Raw genomic sequence first — 21,452 nt, 5'->3', positions numbered from 1 at the left:
TCCTCAATTAAACCAGGACGCCGGACTGGCGCAGGGCCTGTCGCAGCGGTTCGTGACAGGCTTCGCTGAGGCGGGTGAGCGGCAGACGGATACCGTCCGGCATCAGGCCCATCTCGAACAGCGCCCACTTCACGGGAATAGGGTTGGATTCGATAAACAGTGTCTTGTTGAGCGGCATCAGCTTCTCGTGGATCGCACGGGCGGTCACGGCGTCGCCGGCAATGGCGGCGGCACACATGTCGCTCATGGCGCGCGGGGCAACATTGGCGGTCACGGAGATATTGCCCTTGCCGCCCAGCAGGATCAGCTCGACAGCCGTGGCGTCGTCACCGGAATACAGCAGGAAGTCGCTGCTCACACCAGCCAGGATGTCCTTGGCGCGCTGCAGGTCGCCGGTGGCTTCCTTGATACCGATGATGTTCGGTACGGTGGACAGGCGGATCACGGTCTCGGCCTTCATGTCGCACGCGGTACGACCCGGCACGTTATAGAGGATCTGCGGGATGTCGACGGCTTCGGCAATGGTGCGAAAGTGCTGGTACAGGCCTTCCTGGGTCGGCTTGTTGTAGTACGGGGTCACCAGCAGGCACGCGTCAGCGCCAGCTTTCTTGGCGTTTTTGGTCAGCTCGATGGCTTCGCGCGTCGAGTTGGCGCCCGTGCCGGCGATCACGGCAATACGCCCCGCGACACGCTTGACCACGAATTCGATCACCTTGATGTGTTCTTCCACATCAAGAGTGGCCGATTCACCTGTGGTGCCGACCGCCACGATGGCGTTGGTGCCTTCTTGCAGGTGGAAGTCCACCAGTTTGCCCAGGCTGTCCCAGTCGAGATGACCTTGTGCATCCATGGGTGTGACCAGTGCCACCATACTGCCCGCAATCATGCAACCGCTCCTGCCGGAAAAAGAGAGCCGTAATGGTACTGGCGCCAAGATGCTTGTACAAGCGAAGTACCGCCTGAGGATGCGTTCTGGCGCAACTAAACGACGGGCAATGCCATCATTGAGCCAAAGCACGGGTTGAGGCGGGGCAAAATCAGGCGGATCACGCAATGAAAACGCCACCTCCTATCCCTTGGCGACGCTTTTCGCTACCCTTCATGCTTTGATCGATACAGCCCTCACAGTATCGACCGCTCATCGTTTTAGGAAGGCTGCATGTCCACCCCCACAGTTCGCGAACAATTCCTTGTTATCAGTGCCCTCGGCGCCAACCCCATGGAGCTGACCAACGTCCTGTGCCGCGCCAGCCATGAAAACCGCTGTGCCGTGGTGACCTCCCGCCTGACCCGCCATGGCGAGTGCAGTGCGCTGGTCCTGCAGATTTCCGGTACCTGGGATGCCCTGGCGCGCCTGGAGACCGGCCTGCCGGGCCTGGCCAAGAAGCACGACTTCACCGTTAACGTGGTGCGCAGCGCCGCGCTGGAAAATCGCCCGCAGGCGCTTCCTTATGTGGCGTATGTCAGCTCGGCCTACCGTTCGGACATCGTCAATGAGCTGTGCCAGTTCTTCATCGACCATAACGTCGAGCTGGAGAACCTGACCTGCGACACCTACCAGGCCCCGCAAACCGGCGGCACCATGCTCAACGCCACGTTCACCGTGACCCTGCCGGCCGGCGTGCAGATCAGTTGGCTGCGCGACCAGTTCCTGGATTTCGCCGATGCCCTGAACCTCGACGCGTTGATCGAACCGTGGCGCCCACAGAACCCAATGTAAGGAAGTAACCATGACGGTAGTCATCGATAAACCGGTCGCCGATTTCGAAGCCCAGGCCACCAGTGGCCAGACCTTCAGCCTTGCCGCCCTCAAGGGCAAGCAAGTGGTGATCTACTTCTACCCGAAGGACAGCACCCCGGGCTGCACCACCGAAGGCCAGGGTTTCCGTGACCAGTACGCAGCATTCAAGGCCGCCAACACCGAAGTGTTTGGCGTGTCGCGCGACAGCGTGAAGTCCCATGAGAACTTCAAGGGCAAGCAGGAATTCCCGTTTGAGCTGATCAGCGACAAGGATGAAGCGGTCTGCCAGTTGTTCGATGTCATCAAGCTGAAGAAGCTGTACGGCAAGGAATACCTGGGCGTGGATCGCAGCACCTTCCTGATCGACAAGGAGGGTGTGCTGCGCCAGGAATGGCGCGGCGTGAAAGTACCAGGCCATGTAGATGCCGTTCTGGCCGCAGCCCAGGCATTGAGCAAGGCCTGATCTGTAGCGCGAACCACTGTGGTGAGGGACACGCTCCCTCACCACAATTCTCTCCTGCCGCTACAACAACGGCGCCACCACCGGCTCCTGCCGCGGCCACGCATCCAGCACGGCCTTGAACAGCGTCGCCAGGGGAATCGCAAAGAACACCCCCCAGAATCCCCACAGCCCACCAAACAACAACACCGCGCAGATGATCGCCACCGGGTGCAGGTTGACCGCCTCCGAGAACAGCAGCGGCACCAGTACGTTGCCATCCAGGGTCTGGATGATGCCGTATACCGCCATCAGGTAGATGAACTGGTCGCTCCAGCCCCACTGGAACAAGGCTATCAAGGTCACCGGCACCGTCACCACCACGGCGCCGACATACGGCACCACCACCGAAATACCGACCAGCAGTGCCAGCAAGGCGGCGTAGTTGAGGTCCAGCGCGATAAACGCTATGTAGGTAACGCCCCCACAGATAATGATCTCGATGACTTTGCCACGAATGTAGTTGGCAATCTGCCGGTTCATTTCCTCGGCCACCCGGGTGATCAACGCCCGTTCACGCGGCAGATAGCCGCGCACCCAGCGCCCGATCATGGCGCGGTCCTTGAGGAAGAAGAACACCAGGATCGGGACGAGCACTAGGTAGATCATGATGTTGACCAGCAGTGGCAGACTGGACAGGGAAAAGGTCAGCGCCCATTGTCCGAACTTGCCGATTTCGCCGCGCGCCACTTCTATGGCCTGCAACACCTGCTCGTCTGAGACCAGATGCGGGTAGCGCTCCGGCAACAGCAGCAATAGCGACTGCCACTTGGCGAGCATGCCCGGCAACTCGTTGAACAACGTGATCAGTTGGTGCCACAGCAGCGGCAGCACCACGACGATAAACACCACCAGCAAACCCATGAACAGGGCAAATACCAGGCCCACTGCCGCGCCGCCCGGCAAGCGTAAACGCTCCAGGGTGGTGACCAGGCCCTGCATCAGGTAAGCCAGCACCATCCCCGCCAGTACCGGCGCCAGCATGCCACCCAAGGTGAGCACGGCCGTAAAGGCCAGAAACAGCAGGACTGCCAGCACCACGGCTTCTTCATCGGAGAAGTAGCGCTGGATCCAGTCTCGTAACACTTTGAACATCAATCAACCTCGGGTGATAGGGGCGAACGGCTCAGGCCTTGCGCAACCAGTAACGGTACACACCGGCGACGTCTTCTTCATGCAACAGGGTATGGCCGGCCAGCTTGGCAAACGTGCGAAAATCCCGTTGGGAACCTGCGTCTGTGGCAATCACTTTGAGCACAGCACCGCTGGCCAATCGATTGAGCTCCAGCTTGGCCTTGAGCAGAGGCAATGGGCAATTGAGGCCGCTGGCATCGAGTTCGGCATCAAAGGCTACAGCGTCGGTCATGGTTTTACTCCGGGCAAGCGTTCGGGGTGCTTAGAATATCTGGTCCGAAGCTCAGTGTCCGGCTACAGTAAGCTCTTTGTCGAAAGGCTCTGTGCATGACTTTTTTGCGCCCTACCCTGCTGACGCTGGCTTGCCTGCTGGCCTCCCCAGGCTTCGCTGACGACCTGCCGTCACTTGGCGACGCCAGCTCTGCCATTGTCTCGCCACAACAGGAGTATCAGTTGGGCCGTGCCTGGCTGGCTTATCTGCGGGGCCAGGTCTCCCAGCTGAACGACCCTCAGCTCAAGGACTACGTGGAAACCAGCGTGTACAAGCTGGTAGAAACCAGCCAGGTGAATGACCGGCGCCTGGAATTCATCCTGATTAACAGCCCGCAGTTGAACGCCTTTGCCGCACCCGGCGGTATCGTCGGCGTGAACGGCGGCCTGTTTCTCAATGCCCAGACCGAAGGGGAATATGCGTCGGTACTGGCCCACGAACTGGCTCACTTGTCCCAGCGCCACTTCGCCCGTGGTGTCGAGGCGCAGCAGCGCATGCAGATCCCAATGATGGCCGCCCTGCTCGGCGGCATCATTGCGGCCGCCGCCGGTGCAGGGGACGCGGGTATTGCTGCGATCGCCGGCACACAGGCCGCGGCCATCCAGGAACAACGACGATTCTCTCGCCAGAATGAGCAGGAGGCGGATCGTATCGGCATCGTCAACCTGGAGAAAGCCGGCTACGACCCGCGCTCCATGCCAACCATGTTCGAACGCCTGATGCGCCAGTACCGCTTTGACGCGAAGCCGCCGGAATTCCTGCTGACTCACCCGGTGACCGAGTCGCGTATCGCCGACACCCGCAACCGCGCGGAACAAGCCAAGGCCGGCGGCAAGGAAGACAGCCTGCGCTACCAGCTGATTCGCGCACGGGTACAGTTGCAATACGAAGACACATCAGGACTCGCCGCCAAGCGGTTCCAGGCGCAACTGGACGAAAATCCGAAAAACGATGTGGCGCGCTATGGCCTGGCTATCGCCCAGATCAAAGCCTCCCAGTTCAAGCAGGCACGGGAAAGCCTGCAACCCTTGCTGACCAAGGCGCCCAATGACATCACCTACAACCTGGCGCAGATCCAGCTGGACATCGACAACAACCGCTTGCCCGATGCCCAGCAGCGCACGGATCGAATGCTGTCCCAATACCCGGGCAACTACCCACTGAATCAGATTCGTGTAGATCTGTTGCTTAAGCAGAACCGCACTGCCGATGCGGAAAAAGCCCTGGATGGCTTGCTCAAGTCTCGCCCGGACGATCCGGATGTGTGGTATCAGGTCGCCGAGACACGCGGTTTGTCCGGCAACATCATCGGCCTGCATCAGGCGCGTGCCGAATACTTTGCATTGGTGGGTGACTTTCAGCAGGCGATTCAGCAGTTGGACTTTGCCAAACGTCGCGCCGGCAACAATTTCCCGCTGTCGTCACGTATCGATGCACGCCAGCGTGAGCTGATCGAACAGGAACGCCTGGTTAAAGGCATGATGAGCTAAACACATCGCCCACAAAAAAGCCCCGCCCTCGTAAAACGAAAGCGGGGCTTTTTATTGGCCAGGTGGGTTACTCGGCCAGCTTGAAGGTAATGAAGCTGGCGCGCCCCTGACGAAGCACGCGCATCGATACCGAGCGGTTCTTCGGCAACGCCTTGGCGATGTCGGTGAACTGCTTGGTATTGTCAATCGCCTGATTGTTCAGGTGAGTGATCACGTCGCCAGGCTGCAGGCCGATCAAGGCTGCAGGGCCGTCCTGCACTTCCTTGATTACCACACCGCTTTTGAGGTCGAAACTTTTCTTCTGCTCATCGGTCAGCTCAGCCACGGCAATACCCAGGCGGTTGCTGCTGCGCTCGGCGCCCGGTTTGGTATTACCCAGGGCATCCAGGGTCGCGCCCTCTTCAGGGATCGCACCCACGGTCAGCTCAACATTCTGGCGCTTGCCGTCACGAATCACTTCCAGCTTGGCCTTGCTGCCGGCCTTGAGTGCGCCAACCAGGTGGGGCAGGTCGGCCGACATAACGATCGGTTGACCGTTCATGCTCAGGATCACGTCGCCGACTTGCAGGCCGCCTTTGGCAGCCGGGCCATCGTCCTGGATTTGCGCGACCAGAGCGCCAGCCGGTTTGTCGAGGCCGAAGGATTCAGCCAGGTCCTTGTTTACTTCCTGGATGACCACGCCCAACCAGCCGCGACTGACCTTGCCACCGCTTTTCAGCTGATTGGAAACATCCATGGCCACGTCGATAGGAATGGCGAACGATACCCCCATGAAGCCACCGGAACGGGTGTAGATCTGCGAGTTGATCCCCACCACTTCGCCCGCCAGGTTGAACAACGGGCCACCGGAGTTACCCGGGTTGATCGGCACGTCGGTCTGGATGAACGGCACATAGTTCTCGTTCGGCAGGCTGCGACCAATGGCACTGACGATGCCCTGGGTGACGGTATGGTCAAAACCAAACGGCGAGCCGATAGCTACCACCCACTGCCCAGCCTTCAGGTCCTGGGACTTGCCCAGTTTCAGCACCGGCAGGTCTTTGCCTTCGATCTTCAGCAAGGCCACGTCGGAACGCGGGTCTGTGCCTACCAATTTGGCTTTCAGTTCACTGCGATCGGCCAGGCGCACGAGGATCTCGTCGGCGTCGGCAATCACATGGTTATTGGTGAGGATGTAGCCATCTGGCGAAATAATGAAGCCAGACCCCAGGGACTGCGCTTCACGCTGGCCACCACCGCCGCCACGAGGCGTACGCGGTTGTGGCATGCCACGCTCGAAGAACTCGCGCAGCATCGGCGGCAGGCCTTCCAGGTCAGGCATTTGCTGGTTGGAGACTTTGCGATCCGGCAGCTTCTGGGTGGTACTGATGTTCACCACGGCAGGCGAGGCTTGCTCAACCAATTGGGTGAAGTCAGGCAACTCGACCGCTTGCGCGGATACAGCCTGACCCAGCACCAATACCGTGGCGACTATGGATAGGTAGGACTTCAAACGTGGTATCGACATACAGCTCCCGTTACGACGAGCAGGGTTGAGCGACAGGGTTCAATAAACGCCGAAAACTGCGACCGACATTTTTGTTCCGCGAACAAAACAAGGCCAGAGCCGACAAGCCCTGACCTATAAAAAACATGGGAGATTTTTGCAAGTGAAAATGCTGATCCAGACATTTCATGCTCTCGGCAGCCAACCTGGCATGGACGTACTGTGAAATATCTGGATGAACATAGGATTAACGACTCACGGCTTGGGGGTGACCTTTTTTTCACCGCGCACCGACAGTGCGATGCGTTCGGCGGTCCCAATAGGTATTTCGCCCACGACCGTCACCATCATTTCGCCATCCACCGTGTTCAAGCGACGAGATACAGCGACCGTAGGGCCTAATTGGGTGCGAGTCTCGGTCACGCTCACATCGCTGATGGGTTCAAGAAACACTGAGAAGCGCGCCAGTCCATCTTCATACATCAGGCTGTCGACCCTGGTTTTGGTATGGGGGTCCTTGCGGGCGCTGCTATTGGTCAGCTGAAAGCCTGGCGGCAACCACTCCAAGTGCCAAGCCTCGACGGCTTCTACGGCCGCTGCCTTGGTGTCGCCGACGGCTATAGACGTGCATTCGCTGCTGGGCTGCAAGTCACGATCATTGGGCGTGGTGGAGGTGTCTAATCGAGTGAACTGAAAGCGCTCCAGCAACTGTCCTTGATCGTTCAGCAACAAGGATTTAAGCGGCAGTGCGGTTTCACGATCAAGGTGCAGCTCAAAGCCGTAGCGGTATTGATCACGCGGAGTGATCGACACAATTACCGCATTACGACCGGCCACGCGGGATTTTCCGATAACGGCCAGTTCGTAGAATTGATTGAGTTTTTCGGGATCAAGTGCGCGCGAAGGTGCATCACGCGAATTGCCAAGGCCGACGACAAGAGTGCCGCTGACGCATTGAGTACGACCATCTACACGGACGACTTCCTGGGCAGAACCATCAAGCTGCAAGAGCCGCTCACGGACCTGGCCATTCTGGACGCGATGCCAGATGTCATGGGTAGAAAAACTGCCATTACGTTCGTAGACAAACGTACCTTGAAAACTTTGCTGCTGCTCTGCACGCCCAAGTCGAGTTAGCCAGTCTTGGGCTTCATCGGCATGGGCGGGGAGTGCAAACCAACCACTGAGCAATAGCGTAAGGAGCGGTATGGCGCGCATAGGGCTCCTTAACGTATCAGCGGTTTTCCAGGCTTGCAGCGCGAGCGTATGGCAAAGCGCTTTCAGTGCCTTTCAAAGCGGATTCCTGTGCGTGTTGGCGCAAGTAGCCTGGAAGACGCTGGTCCTGCCAGCCGGATTGCCCTTGCAACACACCGTTAGCCATAGGGCCGGTGGTATCAGAGCTTTCCTTGTAGCCGGCCAGAACCGCTGGGCCTTTGACTTGCGGACCGGCCATGACCGGTTGCTGAGTCTGCTGGGCCAGTTCGGCACCGGCGATTTCGTCCTGGTTATACAGGCGAACACCGGCCAGCACTGCAACAGTTACCGAGGCAGCAACTGCCAGGCGACCCAGGCTGCGCCAAGGGCCACGAGTAGCTTTTGCCGGAACGGCTTCATCAGCCAGCGCGGCAGAAACGGCCGCAGCAATATCCAGACGAGGGATTAGAAGATCCTTGTGCATCACCGCCCGAGCGACTTGGTAACGAGACCAGGTATCACGGGTTTCGGCATCATCAAATGCATTAAGCACCCGACGAAGTTCCAGTTCATCCGCTTCGTTATCCATCACTGCGGACAGCGATTCCTGCAGGGCATCACGACTCATGGCGGTTCCTCTCTTGGCTGTCGCCGCTGTCTTTAGTTTTCCTGCAACAACGGTTGCAAGGCTTTATCGATGGCTTCCCGGGCCCGGAAAATCCGTGACCTTACAGTCCCCACCGGACACTGCATGACGCTCGCAATGTCTTCGTAACTCAGACCATCGAATTCACGTAAAGTTAACGCCGTACGTAAATCTTCTGGCAGTTGCTGAATTGTGCGATGAACGGTGCCTTCAATCTCGTCGCGCAGCAATGCACGCTCCGGCGACTCGAGATCTTTGAGGCCGTGATCACCATCGTAAAATTCTGCATCTTCTGAACTTACATCGCTATCCGGTGGGCGGCGTCCGCGAGACACCAGATAGTTCTTCGCCGTGTTGATGGCGATGCGGTAAAGCCACGTGTAAAACGCACTATCACCGCGAAAATTGCCCAGTGCACGGTATGCCTTGATAAAGGCTTCCTGTGCAACGTCCTGCGCTTCATGGGTGTCGTGCACAAACCGCACGATCAACCCGAGAATTTTGTGCTGGTATTTCAGCACTAGCAGATCAAATGCTCGCTTGTCGCCGCGTTGAACGCGCTCGACCAGCTGCTGATCCTCTTCCTGGGTTAGCATGAACACTCCTCGTTGTACTTGAAGGAGGCTTGCATAACTAAACGATCAGGCTTGCAAACATAGACTCGGACTTTTCGCAAAAGTTCTCCCCCTCCAAGCAAGTTTCCGGCATGCACTGATTTGGCACACACGAAAAACGCAGCGCGGGTAACGCCGGCTGCGCGAATAATCTTGTCGTCGGTTTTCTGACGCGTCCAATGCTCCCGACGGGCCAATAAACTCAACGTTTTCCCAGCTTTCGGGCAACCTGCTATTGAGTAGAGGCCTATGCAAAAAGTTCCCGCCTCAATAACCGGGTGATTTTACCCGCGCCGCGCACCGTAATCTCACATTGCCACGAATGCCCGGCTATTGTGCCGGTCCCCCCCTCTATATACTAGTGGCCCGTGTGACCCTTTGATTCGCCGATCCAGGCGTCCTGTTTGCGCCAGCCCTGTGGATCGCTTTTTGCGGAATCCTTCAAATGAGCCAACAGTTTCAACACGATGTCCTGGTGATCGGTAGCGGCGCGGCCGGCTTGAGCCTTGCGCTGACCCTTCCCAGCCACTTGCGCATTGCAGTCCTGAGCAAAGGCGACCTGGCCAACGGTTCGACATTCTGGGCCCAGGGCGGTGTCGCCGCCGTGCTGGACGACACCGACACGGTGCAATCCCACGTTGAAGACACCCTCAACGCCGGCGGCGGCCTGTGCAACGAGGACGCGGTGCGCTTCACCGTCGAGCATAGCCGCGAGGCGATCCAATGGCTGATCGACCAGGGCGTGCCCTTCACCCGCGACGACCACGCCGGCAGCGACGACAGCGGCTTCGAATTCCACCTGACACGCGAAGGCGGCCACAGCCATCGCCGTATCATCCACGCCGCCGACGCTACCGGCGCCGCGATCTTCAAGACCTTGCTCGACCAGGCCCGCCAACGCCCCAACATCGAACTGCTGGAGCAACGCGTCGCCGTCGACCTGATCACCGAAAAACGCCTGGGCCTGGACGGCGAGCGCTGCCTCGGCGCCTACGTGCTCAACCGCACCAGCGGCGAAGTCGACACCTACGGCGCGCGGTTCACCATTCTTGCCTCGGGTGGCGCCGCCAAGGTCTACCTCTACACCAGCAACCCCGACGGCGCCTGCGGCGACGGCATTGCCATGGCCTGGCGCTCGGGCTGCCGGGTGGCCAACCTGGAATTCAACCAGTTCCATCCCACCTGCCTGTATCACCCGCAGGCCAAGAGTTTCCTGATCACCGAAGCCCTGCGCGGCGAAGGTGCACACCTCAAGCTGCCGAACGGTGAGCGCTTCATGCAGCGCTTCGACCCGCGCGCCGAGCTGGCACCGCGAGATATCGTCGCCCGCGCCATCGACCATGAGATGAAGCGCCTGGGTGTCGACTGCGTCTACCTGGACATCAGCCACAAGCCCGAAGCGTTCATCAAGACCCACTTCCCGACCGTCTACGAGCGCTGCCTGGCGTTCAACATCGACATCACCAAAGGCCCGATCCCGGTGGTGCCGGCTGCGCACTACACCTGCGGCGGCGTGATGGTCGACCAGCATGGCCGTACCGATGTACCCGGCCTGTACGCGATTGGCGAAACCAGCTTCACCGGGCTGCACGGCGCCAACCGCATGGCCAGCAACTCGCTGCTCGAATGCTTCGTGTACGCCCGCTCGGCGGCAGCGGACATTCTCGAACAACTGCCACGCATTCCCGTACCGGCCGCCCTGCCCCGCTGGGATGCCAGCCAGGTTACCGATTCGGACGAAGACGTGATCATCGCCCACAACTGGGACGAGCTGCGGCGCTTCATGTGGGACTACGTGGGGATCGTGCGCACCAACAAGCGCCTGCAACGGGCGCAACACCGGGTGCGATTGCTGCTGGATGAGATTGATGAGTTCTACAGCAACTACAAGGTCAGCCGTGACCTGATCGAACTGCGCAACCTGGCCCAAGTCGCGGAGTTGATGATCCGCTCGGCCATGGAACGCAAAGAGAGCCGGGGCCTGCATTACACCCTCGACTACCCGCAGATGCTGCCCGAGGCCCGCGACACTATTCTGGTGCCAACCACCTACGGCGGCTGAACTTCAAGCGAACCCGCAGGCGCCGGTGTACATCGGCGGCCTGCGAATCCGTCGGCACGCAGACCGAACGCACCCACCACTCGCCCTGCACGCGATAGCGCAACACGACAATCAGCGGCAACGCCACGCTGTCGGGGCGCAGTTGCACGCTATGCCAACCGCGCTCCCTGCTGAATAACTGCCAGCCATCTTCATCGCGACGCAGGCCACGAATCGATGAACGGTGAGTCAGCAGGATATGACGCGGCAACACCCACCCGGCGTGAGCCAGGCACAACAGCATGCCGAGGCTTGAATAGTGCAGATCGAGAAACAACAGCGCACCCAGCGCGAACAGCTGGGCAAGGAGATACGCCGCCAGCAACAGCCGTGAGGCCTGCCAGCGGCATTCGAATCGATTACTTGGGCTGGACACGATCCAGGATCATCCGGACCATGCGCTGCAGCTCAGGGTCTTCGGACTCTGCGCGCTCCATGAACCAACCGAACATGTCCTGATCTTCGCAAGTCAGCAGCCTGACGTAGAGATCGCGATCTTCCTTATTGAGCGTCGCGTATACCTCTTTGGTAAAAGGCACCAGCAACACATCAAGCTCAAGCATGCCACGACGGCTGTGCCAGTAGAGGCGATTGATTTCTACATCTTCGACCATGGAGCGCTCCTCAAATAGAGCGCAAGTATACAGGCCCGACGGCACCGGAACAGTCGGCTTTGGTCGCCCCATACGTAAACTATCCATTTGCCGAGCGCCCCTCTATGATGCACCCATGACTTTTTGACCTGCGATGACCCATGGCTGACTCTGCTTTCTTCTGCCCCCTATCCCACGAAGGCGTTCTCGCCGTCCGCGGCTCCGACGCTGCCAAGTTCCTGCAGGGACAACTCACCTGCAACCTCAATTACCTGAGCGACACCCAGGCCAGCCTCGGTGCGCGCTGCACACAAAAAGGCCGCATGCAGTCGAGCTTCCGTATCCTGTTGCAGGGCGACGGCGTACTCCTGGCCATGGCCACCGAGCTGCTCGAACCGCAACTGGCGGACCTGAAGAAATACGCGGTGTTCTCCAAGTCCAAGCTCACCGACGAAAGCGCCGCCTGGGTGCGTTTCGGTGTGATCGATGGCGATCAGGCGCTGACCGGCCTTGGCCTTGAGCTGCCTGCCGAGACGGACAGCGTTGCCCGTACCGAACACCTGATCGCCATCCGCGTCTCCCCCGCCCGCGCCGAACTCTGGGTACCTGCCGGGCAAGCCGACAGCGTACGCAGCCAATTGGCCGCACAGCTGACACAAACCGATTTGAATAACTGGCTGCTGGGCCAGATCCGCGCCGGTATCGGCCAGGTCATGCCCCAGACCCGCGAACTGTTCATCCCGCAGATGCTCAACCTGCAGGCCGTGGGCGGCGTCAGCTTCAAGAAAGGCTGCTACACCGGCCAGGAAATCGTCGCGCGCATGCAGTACCTGGGCAAACTCAAGCGTCGCCTGTACCGCTTGAGCCTGAACGCGGCTGAAATGCCCGAGCCAGGCACCCCGCTGTTTTCCCCCAGCCACAACAGTGCGATCGGCGAAGTGGTGATTGCAGCAAAAGCTGACCAGGCGATTGAACTTCTGGCGGTATTGCAAGCCGAAGCTGCCGATAGTGGCGATGTGCACTTAGGCACGCTGGAAGGCCCCGGTTTGCAGTTGCTTGACCTGCCTTACACGCTTGACCGCGATCGTGAGATCCAGCGTTAGTCGCCGTATTTTTCTGCAACACCCTAGAGAGCATGAATGAGCAAACTGGCGGAAAAAATCCAACAGGCGTTGGTTAAGGCCATCGACAACGATGACCTGGTTCTGCCGACATTGCCGGAAGTGGCCCTAAACATCCGTCAGGCCGCTGAAGACCCGGAAATCAGCATCAGCCACTTGAGTAAAGTGATCGGCCGCGACACTGCGTTGTCGGCGCGCCTGATCAAAGTGGTCAACAGCCCGCTGTTGCGCGCCACCCAGGAAGTCACCGACCTGCACACCGCCATCACCCGGCTGGGCACCAACTACAGCAGCAACCTGGCCATCGGCCTGGTGATGGAGCAGATCTTCCACGCCCGTTCCGAGGTGGTCGAACAGAAAATGCGCGATGTGTGGCGCCGCAGCCTGGAAGTGGCGGGCGTCAGCTACGCCCTGTGCCGCAACCACAGCCAGCTCAAGCCGGACCAGGCAGCGCTGGGCGGCCTGGTGCATCAGATCGGCGTGCTGCCGATCCTGACCTACGCCGAAGACCACTATGAGCTGCTGTCAGACCCGGTCAGCCTCAACCACGTGATCGACAGCATCCACCCGGTGCTGGGCGACAAGTTGCTGAGTGGCTGGGACTTCCCGGAAATGCTGGCGAAACTGCCGGGCCAGTACCTGAACCTGGAACGCGATTCAGCCAGCCTCGACTACATCGACGTAGTGCAGATTGCCGTGCTGTATTGCCATCACGGCACCGACCACCCCCTGGCAAAGGTGGACGTGTCCAGCGTGCCCGCCATGAAGAAACTGCGCGTTGACCCTTACAGCGAGAAGCTGCGCGCAGAGCTGGATGAAGCGCGCGCGATGTTCGATTGATCAACCCGCGATAAAACTTACCCGTACCTTCAACCCCGCGTGCTCGCCGTCATGCAGGCTGATCTGCGCCAGATGCGCGCGACAGATTTCGCCGACGATCGCCAGCCCCAGGCCTGAGCCCATGCCCTGCTGGCTGCGGCGGTAGAAGCGCTCGAACACCCGGTCGCGCTCATCCAGCGGAATACCGGGGCCGTCATCCTCGACTTCCAGTACCGCCGGCGCCGTCACCCGCAGGATCACGTTGCCACCCGGCGGCGTGTGCGCCAGGGCGTTGTCCACCAGGTTGCTCAACAGCTCGTTGAGCAGCGTCGGCTCGCCACGCAACCACACCGGTTCATCCGCCTCCAGCGCCAGTGCCACGCCGCGCGCATGGGCCAACGGCGCCATGGCCATGCCCAGTTCACGGGCCAATTGGCTGAGGTCGAGCAACTGCGCGCCACCTTCGGCAATCGCCCGGGCACCGTTTTCGATGCGCGCCAGGGATAGCAACTGATTGGCCAGGTGGGTCAACCGATCGGTGCCTTGGGCCGCGGTTTCCAGGGTACTGCGCCAGGTCGCGGGGTCTTCGGCGCGCAGGCCCAGTTCCAGGCGCGCCTTGAGCGCCGCCAACGGGGTACGCAGTTCATGGGATGCATCGGCAATAAACTGCGCCTGACGCTCGAACTGGCCGCGCAGGCGTTCGGTAAAGTGGTTGAGGGAACGCACCAGCGGGCCGAACTCATGCTGCACCTCCACCAGCGGCAACGGCCGCAAGTCGTCGGGCTGGCGCTCTTCCACCGCCGTGCGCAGGCGCTCCAGCGGGCGCAAGGCGGCGCTGACGGCGAACCACACCAGCAACAAGGCGCCGATGGCGAGCATGCCCAGGCGCAGCAAGGTGTCGGCCATCAGGCTGCGGGCCATGCTCACGCGTGCTTCATCGGTTTCGGCCACGCGGATTTCCGCCATGCCGTTCATGTTCGGTTCGGAGACCGCCTTGAGCAGACTGACCACCCGCACTTCCTGGCCTTGGTACTTGGCGTTGTAGAAACGCGCCAGCGCCGGGTAATCGTCGGTGCGCGGCGTGCCTGGGGGCGGGCCGGGGAGGTTTTCGTAGCCGGAAATCAGCTTCTGATCAATGTCATTGACCTGGTAATAAATGCGCCCGGCGCTGTCGTAGGCAAAGGTGTCCAGGGCGACATAGGGCACGTTGGCGCTGAGAGTCCCGTCCACTTGGGTCAGGCCGGCGGCGATGGTACGCGCCGAGGCCAGCAACGTGCGGTCATAGGCGGTGTCGGCCGCCTCGCGGCCGTTCCAGTAGGCACTCATGCCACTGGCGAGCATCAACAGCACCAGCAGCAGCGCCAGGTTCCACAGCAGGCGCCAGCGCAGGCTGCTGGGCTTATGCATCGCGGGCTTCCAGCAGGTAGCCGAGACCGCGGAACGTCACGATGGCGATGGGGTGGCCATCGAGCTTCTTGCGCAGACGGTGCACGTAGATTTCGATGGCGTCGGGGCTGGCCTCTTCGTCCAGGCCGAACACCTGGGAAGCCAGTTGCTCCTTGCTCATCACCCGGCCTGGTCGGGCGATCAGCGCTTCGAGCACGGCTTGCTCGCGGGAGGTCAACGTCATCAGCTCGCCGCCCACGGTGAAACGGCGGGTGTCGAGGTCATAGACCAGCACACCGCAGGCCTGCTGGCGCTCGCCGCCCAACACACTGCGGCGCAGCAGCGCCTTGACCCGCGCTTCCAGTTCGGTCAGTTCGAACGGTTTGGCCAGGTAGTCATCAGCGCCGAGGTTCAGGCCATGCACGCGGTCCTTCACATCGCTGCGCGCGGTCAGCATCAGCACCGGCAGGTTTTTCCCACGCGCCCGCAAGCGCGCCAGCACCTCGAAACCGTCCATGCGGGGCAGGCCCACATCCAGGATGGCCACCGCGTAATCCTCACTGCTCAAAGCCAGGTCGGCGGCCACGCCGTCATGCAATACGTCAACGGTCAAACCCGTGCTCTTGAGCGCTTGGGCGACGCTTTCGGCGAGTTGCAGATGGTCTTCAACCAGAAGGACACGCATGGATTTCCACCTTATTCGGACGTGATCGGCGCCACGCTTTGCCGGGCAGTTTACAGGCGCCGACTGCCCTGTGAAGCCTGAAAACATTGAAAGACCGCTGAAAGGTTAGTGAAAGCTTCGCCCTTTAGCATCAAGCCACGGTAGGTACTGCCTGCCGAGCGACCTGATGGGTCGCGCCCGAAAAACGCCTCGAAGCGTTTTCGCCAAAATAAGAACAATAACGGAGTGCACCACGATGCTGTCGACACAGCCCCAGGCTTGCCCGCCTGTTCGTATTTCCCGCCTGACCCACACCGCCTTTGCCAGTGCCGCTGCCCTTGCCGGCTTTTCGCCGCTTGGCCAGGCTGCCTTCTTCGAAGACAGTAGCGCGACCCTGGAAACCCGCAACATGTACTTCAACCGCGACTTTCGCGACGGCACCAGCGCGCAGCAATCCAAGCGCGACGAATGGGCCCAGGGCTTCATGCTCAACCTGCAATCGGGCTACACCGACGGCACCGTCGGCTTTGGCGTGGATGCACTGGGCATGCTCGGGGTCAAGCTCGACTCCAGCCCCGACCGCACCGGCACCGGGCTGCTGCCCACCCACGACGATGGCCGCGCCGCCAACGAGTACTCCAAGCTGGGCCTGACCGGCAAAGTGAAGATTTCCGCCACCGAGCTGAAGATCGGTTCGCTGATGCCCGAGCTGCCGGTCCTCAAGCCCAACGACGGCCGCATCCTGCCGCAGACCTTCAACGGCGGCCTGATCACCTCCAAGGAATTCAAGAACCTGGTCTTCACCGGTGGCCGTCTCGACAAAGCCAAGGACCGCGACGACAGCAACTACGAAGACATCGCCCTCAACAACAAGAACAGCCGCTTCCTCAGCGGTGCCACCGGCAAGCATTTCAACTTCGGCGGCGTCGACTACAAGTTCGCCGACAAGATCACCGGCAGCTACCACCTTGCCCAGCTCGATGACGTGTATCGCCAGCACTTCCTCGGCCTGGTCGCCGCGCGTCCGATGGGCCCCGGCACCTTCGCCACCGACCTGCGCTTGGCGCTCAGCGATGACACAGGCGCAGCCCGTGGCGGCAAGATCGACAACACCTCCCTCAACGGCCTGTTCAGCTATGCCCTCAATGGCCATAAGCTCAGCGCCGGCTACCAGCATATGTCCGGCGACAGCGCCTTTCCCTATGTGGATGGCAGCGACCCGTACCTGGTCAACTTCGTGCAGATCAACGACTTTGCCGGCGCCGAAGAGCGCTCCTGGCAGGCGCGCTACGACTACGACTTCACCAAGCTGGGCATTCCCGGCCTGAGTTTCATGAGCCGTTACCTGTCGGGTGACAATATCAAGCTCAGGAACGGCGACACCGGCAAGGAATGGGAGCGCAACAGCGAGATCAAGTACGTGGTGCAAAGCGGCACATTCAAGGATGTCGCCGTACGCCTGCGCAATGCCACGTACCGCTCCAACTATTCAGCCCGTGATGCGGATGAAATGCGCCTGCTGGTCAGCTACAGCGTTGCGCTCTGGTAAGTAGTGCCTGGTAAGCCACTCATAACAACAACGACGGAGATCACCATGACCCCTTCACTGCGTAAATTTGCCCTCGCCGCCGGCTGCATGCTGTTCGCCGGCCACCTGCTGGCCGCCGACGAACCCAAGCGCCCGGAGTGCATCGCCCCGGCCTCCCCTGGCGGCGGTTTTGACCTGACCTGCAAACTGGCGCAAAGCGCGCTGGTCAACGAGAAGTTGCTGAGCAAGCCGATGCGCGTGACCTACATGCCGGGCGGCGTGGGCGCGGTGGCCTACAACGCGGTGGTGGCCCAGCGTCCTGCGGACGGCGGTACGTTGGTGGCCTGGTCCAGTGGTTCGCTGTTGAACCTGGCCCAGGGCAAGTTCGGGCGCTTCGATGAGAGCGCCGTACGCTGGTTGGCCGCAGTCGGCACCAGCTACGGCGCCATCGCCGTTAAAGCCGATTCGCCCTACAAGACCCTCGACGACCTGGTTAAAGCCCTGAAGAAAGATCCGGGCAGCGTAGTGATCGGTTCCGGCGGCACCGTCGGCAGCCAGGACTGGATGCAAACCGCGCTGATCGCCAAGGCCGCCGGGATCAACCCACGCGAACTGCGCTATGTGGCGCTCGAAGGCGGCGGTGAAATCGCAACCGCCCTGCTCGGTGGGCATATCCAGGTCGGCAGTACCGACATCTCCGACTCCATGCCGCACATCCTCAGCGGCGACATGCGCCTGCTGGCGGTGTTCTCCGAGGAGCGCCTGGACGAACCGGAAATGAAGAATATTCCGACCGCCAAAGAGCAAGGCTACGACATCGTCTGGCCGGTGGTGCGTGGCTTCTACCTCGGGCCAAAAGTCAGCGATGCCGACTACGCCTGGTGGAAGGAGGCCTTCGACAAACTGCTGGCTTCCGAGGATTTCGCCAAGCTGCGTGACCAGCGCGAGCTGTTCCCGTTCGCCATGACCGGCCCGGAGCTGGACACCTACGTGAAGAAACAGGTGGCTGACTACAAAGTGCTGGCCAAAGAGTTCGGCCTGATCCAGTAATCGCCCCTTCTTCCTTGCGCGGCCACGCCCTCCTCCACAGCGGGTGTGGCCCAGGAGTTCTACATGCTCTTACAACGCATTTTTGCCGCAGTGCTGTTGCTGGCCTGTGCCGGCCTGGCACTGATGGCCTGGCCGTATCAGGCGGCTTTTTCCTACGAGCCGGTGGGGCCTCGGGCCTACCCACTGCTGATGCTCGGGCTGATGAGCCTGGCGCTGATCTATATGCTGATCCGCCCGCAGCCGACCAAACATACTGAAGAAGAACCCGCGCTGGACCGCGCCACGCTGGTCAAGATCTGCATCTGCGTGGCGCTGTTGATCGTGTTTGCCGCCACCTTCGAACCGCTCGGTTTCATTCTCAGCAGCATGCTGATCGGCATCCCCATGGCGCGCCTGTATGGCGGCCGCTGGGTGCCCAGCGTGGTGATCGTCAGCCTGATGGCCATCGGTCTTTATCTGCTGTTCGATAAAGCCATGGATGTTCCGCTGCCCCTCGGCCTGCTCGACGTTCTGGAGAACTGATATGGATACTTTCGGCTATTTGGGCCAGGGCTTCGGCGTTGCACTGTCCCCCTACAACCTGGTGACCGCCCTGTGCGGCACCCTGATCGGCACCGTGGTCGGCCTGTTGCCGGGCCTGGGCCCGATCAATGGCGTGGCGCTGTTGATCCCCATCGCATTCGCCCTGGGCCTGCCACCGGAATCGGCGCTGATCCTGCTGGCGGCCGTGTACCTGGGCTGCGAATACGGCGGCCGTATCAGCTCGATCCTGCTGAACATCCCGGGCGAAGCCTCCACCGTGATGACCACCCTCGACGGCTACCCGATGGCCCGCAAAGGCCTGGCCGGTGTGGCGCTGTCGTTGTCCGCGTGGAGTTCGTTCATCGGCGCGTTTATCGCCACCTGCGGCATGGTGCTGTTTGCGCCGCTGCTGGCCAAATGGGCGATTGCCTTCGGCCCGGCGGAATACTTCGTGCTGATGGTGTTCGCGATTGTCTGCCTGGGCGGCATGGCCGGTGACAAGCCGCTGAAGACCTTCGTGGCGGCGCTGATCGGCCTGTTCCTTTCGGCCGTGGGCATCGACGCCAACAGCGGCGTGTACCGTTTTACCGGCGATAACATCCACCTCACCGACGGCATCCAGTTTGTGGTGTTGGTGCTGGGCTTGTTCTCCATCAGCGAGATCCTGTTGCTGCTGGAAAAAACCCACCGTGGCCAGGAAGCGGTGAAAGCCACCGGGCGGATGATGTTCAACCTGAAGGAAGCAGGTTCGGTGTTCGTGGTGAACATCCGTTGCGGCCTGCTTGGTTTCATCATGGGCGTGCTGCCCGGCGCGGGCGCCACCTTGGCCTCGGCCGTGGCCTACATGACCGAGAAACGCCTGGCCGGTGCCAGCGGCAAATTCGGCAAGGGCGACATGCGCGGCCTGGCTGCACCGGAAACCGCGATCGGCGCGTCCGCCTGCGGTGCCCTGGTGCCGATGCTGACCCTCGGCGTTCCCGGTTCGGGCACCACCGCCGTGATGATCGGCGCCCTGTCGCTGTACAACATCACCCCCGGCCCGCTGCTGTTCCAACAGCAACCTGACCTAGTGTGGGGCCTGATCGCCTCGTTGTTTGTCGCCAACATCATGCTGGTGATCCTCAACATCCCGATGATCCGCATCTTCACGCGCATCCTCGCCGTGCCGAACTGGGCGCTGGTGCCGGTGATCGCGATCATCACCGCGATCGGTGTGTACGCGGTCCACGCCACCACCTTCGACCTGTTCCTGATGGTCGGTATCGGTATCTTCGGCTACATCCTGCGCAAGCTGGACTTCCCGCTGTCGCCGGTGCTGCTGGGCTTTATCCTCGGCGGCCTGATGGAGCAAAACCTGCGCCGCGCGCTGTCGATCTCCAACGGTGCGCTGGAAATCCTGTGGTCGAGCCCGATCACTTTTGGCGTCTGGGTGCTGACCGCCATCATGCTGTTTGTACCGTTGCTGCGTATCTGGCGTAAACGTGCCCAACAGCGTCGTGCCGTGGCCGATGTCTGAGGTCACCTTTAAACATTGGTGGGGAACACCGCTGGTCGGTCTGGCCGGCGGTTACCTGGCCAGCCTGGTCGGCTGGCCTTTGCCGTACATGGTCGGCTCATTGCTGGCGATTATCCTCGTGCGTTGCCTCACGCCGTGGCAATTGGCGGAGATTCCCGGCGGGCGCAAATGCGGCCAATGGGTGGTGGGCATCGGCATCGGCCTGCACTTCACCCCGGTGGTGATCGAGCAGGTAATGAGCCACTTCGGCCTGATTTTCTTCGGTGCGCTGGTCACCAGCCTGTCGAGCGTGGTGGGCGTGTGGTTGATGCGCCGCAGTGGTGAAGACCGCGCCACGGCGTTTTTCTCCAGCATGCCGGGCGGTTCCGGGGAGATGGTCAACCTCGGCGCACGCAATGGCGCGGTGCTCAGCCGCGTGGCGGCCGGGCAGAGTTTGCGCGTGCTGGTGGTGGTGCTGTGTGTGCCGGCGATCTTCAAGTATTTGCTGGACGGCGGTGCGCCGCAGTTTCATCCGGCGCCGGTAAGTTGGGCGTGGCTGGCGGTGCTGTTTCCAGTCGGTGCTCTGGTGGCCTGGGGCTGGCAGCGCTTGCGTCAGCCTAACCCGTGGTTGTTCGGCCCATTGCTGGTCAGTGCCACGGCCAGCGTGGTGTGGGACCTGCATATCGGCCTGCCCGACGGTGGCAGCCAGATCGGCCAATGGTTGATCGGCAGCGGGTTGGGCTGCCACTTCAATCGGCAGTTCTTCCGTCGAGCGCCGTCGTTCATGGGGCGCACCTTGATCGGCACGGCCTTGACCATGGCGCTGGCAACGTTGGCGGCAGTGGGCTTGAGCGCTCTCACCCATCTGGACCTGCGCTCGCTGACCCTGGGCATGATGCCCGGCGGGATTGCCGAGATGAGCCTCACGGCCGAGACCCTGCAACTGTCAGTGCCGTTGGTGACGGCGATGCAGGTAATGCGCTTGTTGTTTGTGCTGTTCCTGGCGGAGCCACTCTTCCGGCACTGGAACCGGCAGCCATAACCCTTCTGTATCAAGGGCCCGTTCCGGGCCACTGACCATTGGTCGGCACTGTCATT

General features: G+C 61.0%; 22 protein-coding genes. 11 read left to right on the top strand and 11 right to left on the bottom strand.

The annotated features are described in order from the left end of the window. Positions 1-7: 7 nt before the first annotated feature. Positions 8-886, bottom strand: coding sequence for a 4-hydroxy-tetrahydrodipicolinate synthase (gene dapA / locus FBY10_RS04385; protein WP_131697108.1), 879 nt, complete (start codon positions 884-886; stop codon positions 8-10). A gap of 273 nt (positions 887-1,159) precedes the next feature. Between dapA and FBY10_RS04380 the strand changes: the two genes are divergently transcribed. Both FBY10_RS04380 and FBY10_RS04375 read left to right on the top strand, forming a co-directional pair. Continuing rightward, the gene (locus FBY10_RS04380) at positions 1,160-1,720 is read left to right on the top strand and encodes a glycine cleavage system protein R (RefSeq protein ID WP_003172487.1); all 561 of its coding nucleotides are present in this window, start codon (positions 1,160-1,162) and stop codon (positions 1,718-1,720) included. A gap of 10 nt (positions 1,721-1,730) precedes the next feature. Continuing rightward, the gene (locus FBY10_RS04375) at positions 1,731-2,204 is read left to right on the top strand and encodes a peroxiredoxin (RefSeq protein ID WP_145334893.1); all 474 of its coding nucleotides are present in this window, start codon (positions 1,731-1,733) and stop codon (positions 2,202-2,204) included. 60 nt (positions 2,205-2,264) lie between these two features. Here FBY10_RS04375 and FBY10_RS04370 read toward each other — a convergent pair whose 3' ends face one another. Beyond that, positions 2,265-3,335 (bottom strand): AI-2E family transporter, encoded by a 1,071-nt coding sequence (locus tag FBY10_RS04370; protein ID WP_053136801.1) that lies wholly within the window; start codon positions 3,333-3,335, stop codon positions 2,265-2,267. A gap of 31 nt (positions 3,336-3,366) precedes the next feature. Then, positions 3,367-3,606 (bottom strand): sulfurtransferase TusA family protein, encoded by a 240-nt coding sequence (locus tag FBY10_RS04365; RefSeq protein WP_003172483.1) that lies wholly within the window; start codon positions 3,604-3,606, stop codon positions 3,367-3,369. A 95-nt stretch (positions 3,607-3,701) separates the two neighbouring features. Here FBY10_RS04365 and FBY10_RS04360 point away from each other — a divergent pair, with 95 nt between their 5' ends. Next, on the top strand, positions 3,702-5,135 hold the full coding sequence (locus tag FBY10_RS04360) for a M48 family metalloprotease (RefSeq protein WP_131697109.1): 1,434 nt from the start codon (positions 3,702-3,704) through the stop codon (positions 5,133-5,135). A gap of 67 nt (positions 5,136-5,202) precedes the next feature. Here FBY10_RS04360 and FBY10_RS04355 read toward each other — a convergent pair whose 3' ends face one another. The 4 genes from FBY10_RS04355 to rpoE form a co-directional block, all read right to left on the bottom strand. After that, positions 5,203-6,642 (bottom strand): DegQ family serine endoprotease, encoded by a 1,440-nt coding sequence (locus FBY10_RS04355; protein WP_131697110.1) that lies wholly within the window; start codon positions 6,640-6,642, stop codon positions 5,203-5,205. A 234-nt stretch (positions 6,643-6,876) separates the two neighbouring features. Beyond that, positions 6,877-7,839, bottom strand: coding sequence for a MucB/RseB C-terminal domain-containing protein (locus FBY10_RS04350; RefSeq protein WP_131697111.1), 963 nt, complete (start codon positions 7,837-7,839; stop codon positions 6,877-6,879). 16 nt (positions 7,840-7,855) lie between these two features. Then, positions 7,856-8,443 carry a sigma-E factor negative regulatory protein gene (locus tag FBY10_RS04345; RefSeq protein ID WP_012722767.1) on the bottom strand — a complete coding sequence of 196 codons (588 nt, stop codon included), beginning with the start codon at positions 8,441-8,443 and terminating at the stop codon, positions 7,856-7,858. A 32-nt stretch (positions 8,444-8,475) separates the two neighbouring features. Next, on the bottom strand, positions 8,476-9,057 hold the full coding sequence (rpoE, locus tag FBY10_RS04340; protein ID WP_003172477.1) for an RNA polymerase sigma factor RpoE: 582 nt from the start codon (positions 9,055-9,057) through the stop codon (positions 8,476-8,478). Between the two features lie 463 nt (positions 9,058-9,520). Between rpoE and nadB the strand changes: the two genes are divergently transcribed. Continuing rightward, positions 9,521-11,137 carry an L-aspartate oxidase gene (gene nadB / locus FBY10_RS04335; RefSeq protein WP_131697112.1) on the top strand — a complete coding sequence of 539 codons (1,617 nt, stop codon included), beginning with the start codon at positions 9,521-9,523 and terminating at the stop codon, positions 11,135-11,137. Here nadB and FBY10_RS04330 read toward each other — a convergent pair. Both FBY10_RS04330 and FBY10_RS04325 read right to left on the bottom strand, forming a co-directional pair. Continuing rightward, positions 11,106-11,552 carry a protein YgfX gene (locus tag FBY10_RS04330; RefSeq protein ID WP_131697113.1) on the bottom strand — a complete coding sequence of 149 codons (447 nt, stop codon included), beginning with the start codon at positions 11,550-11,552 and terminating at the stop codon, positions 11,106-11,108. The two genes, nadB and FBY10_RS04330, sit on opposite strands and share 32 nt — an antisense overlap. Further along, entirely contained in the window at positions 11,536-11,790 is a 255-nt protein-coding gene (locus FBY10_RS04325) for a succinate dehydrogenase assembly factor 2 (RefSeq protein WP_027604321.1), read from the bottom strand. Before FBY10_RS04325 ends, FBY10_RS04330 begins: the two co-directional genes overlap by 17 nt. Positions 11,791-11,930: 140 nt before the next feature. Here FBY10_RS04325 and FBY10_RS04320 point away from each other — a divergent pair, with 140 nt between their 5' ends. Both FBY10_RS04320 and FBY10_RS04315 read left to right on the top strand, forming a co-directional pair. Then, positions 11,931-12,872: a folate-binding protein YgfZ gene (locus tag FBY10_RS04320; RefSeq protein ID WP_131697114.1), complete on the top strand. Its 942-nt coding sequence runs from the start codon at positions 11,931-11,933 to the stop codon at positions 12,870-12,872. A 36-nt stretch (positions 12,873-12,908) separates the two neighbouring features. After that, complete coding sequence (locus tag FBY10_RS04315) at positions 12,909-13,730, top strand: HDOD domain-containing protein (RefSeq protein ID WP_131697115.1); 822 nt, start codon at positions 12,909-12,911, stop codon at positions 13,728-13,730. On the opposite strand, the gene FBY10_RS04310 is transcribed toward FBY10_RS04315, so the two are convergent. Then, positions 13,731-15,116: a sensor histidine kinase gene (locus FBY10_RS04310; protein ID WP_145334895.1), complete on the bottom strand. Its 1,386-nt coding sequence runs from the start codon at positions 15,114-15,116 to the stop codon at positions 13,731-13,733. After that, positions 15,109-15,780 (bottom strand): response regulator, encoded by a 672-nt coding sequence (locus tag FBY10_RS04305; RefSeq protein WP_131697117.1) that lies wholly within the window; start codon positions 15,778-15,780, stop codon positions 15,109-15,111. The genes FBY10_RS04310 and FBY10_RS04305 overlap by 8 nt, the downstream gene beginning before the upstream one ends. A gap of 235 nt (positions 15,781-16,015) precedes the next feature. On the opposite strand from FBY10_RS04305, the gene FBY10_RS04300 reads away from it, so the two are divergent. The 5 genes from FBY10_RS04300 (at position 16,016) to FBY10_RS04280 (ending at position 21,396) form a co-directional block, all read left to right on the top strand. Next, a complete protein-coding gene (locus FBY10_RS04300; protein ID WP_145334897.1) occupies positions 16,016-17,308 on the top strand; it encodes an OprD family porin in 1,293 nt (430 codons plus the stop codon). 45 nt (positions 17,309-17,353) lie between these two features. Then, positions 17,354-18,337: a tripartite tricarboxylate transporter substrate binding protein gene (locus FBY10_RS04295; protein ID WP_131697119.1), complete on the top strand. Its 984-nt coding sequence runs from the start codon at positions 17,354-17,356 to the stop codon at positions 18,335-18,337. A 63-nt stretch (positions 18,338-18,400) separates the two neighbouring features. Then, positions 18,401-18,859 (top strand): tripartite tricarboxylate transporter TctB family protein, encoded by a 459-nt coding sequence (locus FBY10_RS04290; protein WP_131697120.1) that lies wholly within the window; start codon positions 18,401-18,403, stop codon positions 18,857-18,859. Between the two features lies 1 nt (position 18,860). Beyond that, positions 18,861-20,375, top strand: a complete 1,515-nt coding sequence (locus FBY10_RS04285) for a tripartite tricarboxylate transporter permease (RefSeq protein WP_131697121.1) — start codon at positions 18,861-18,863, stop codon at positions 20,373-20,375. After that, the gene (locus FBY10_RS04280) at positions 20,368-21,396 is read left to right on the top strand and encodes an AbrB family transcriptional regulator (RefSeq protein WP_131697439.1); all 1,029 of its coding nucleotides are present in this window, start codon (positions 20,368-20,370) and stop codon (positions 21,394-21,396) included. Before FBY10_RS04285 ends, FBY10_RS04280 begins: the two co-directional genes overlap by 8 nt. The last annotated feature ends 56 nt before the right edge of the window (positions 21,397-21,452 follow it).

The sequence above is a fragment of the Pseudomonas sp. SJZ103 genome, from assembly GCF_007828335.1.
Lineage (GTDB): Bacteria > Pseudomonadota > Gammaproteobacteria > Pseudomonadales > Pseudomonadaceae > Aquipseudomonas.
This window is presented reverse-complemented; position numbering and strand designations above follow the sequence as displayed.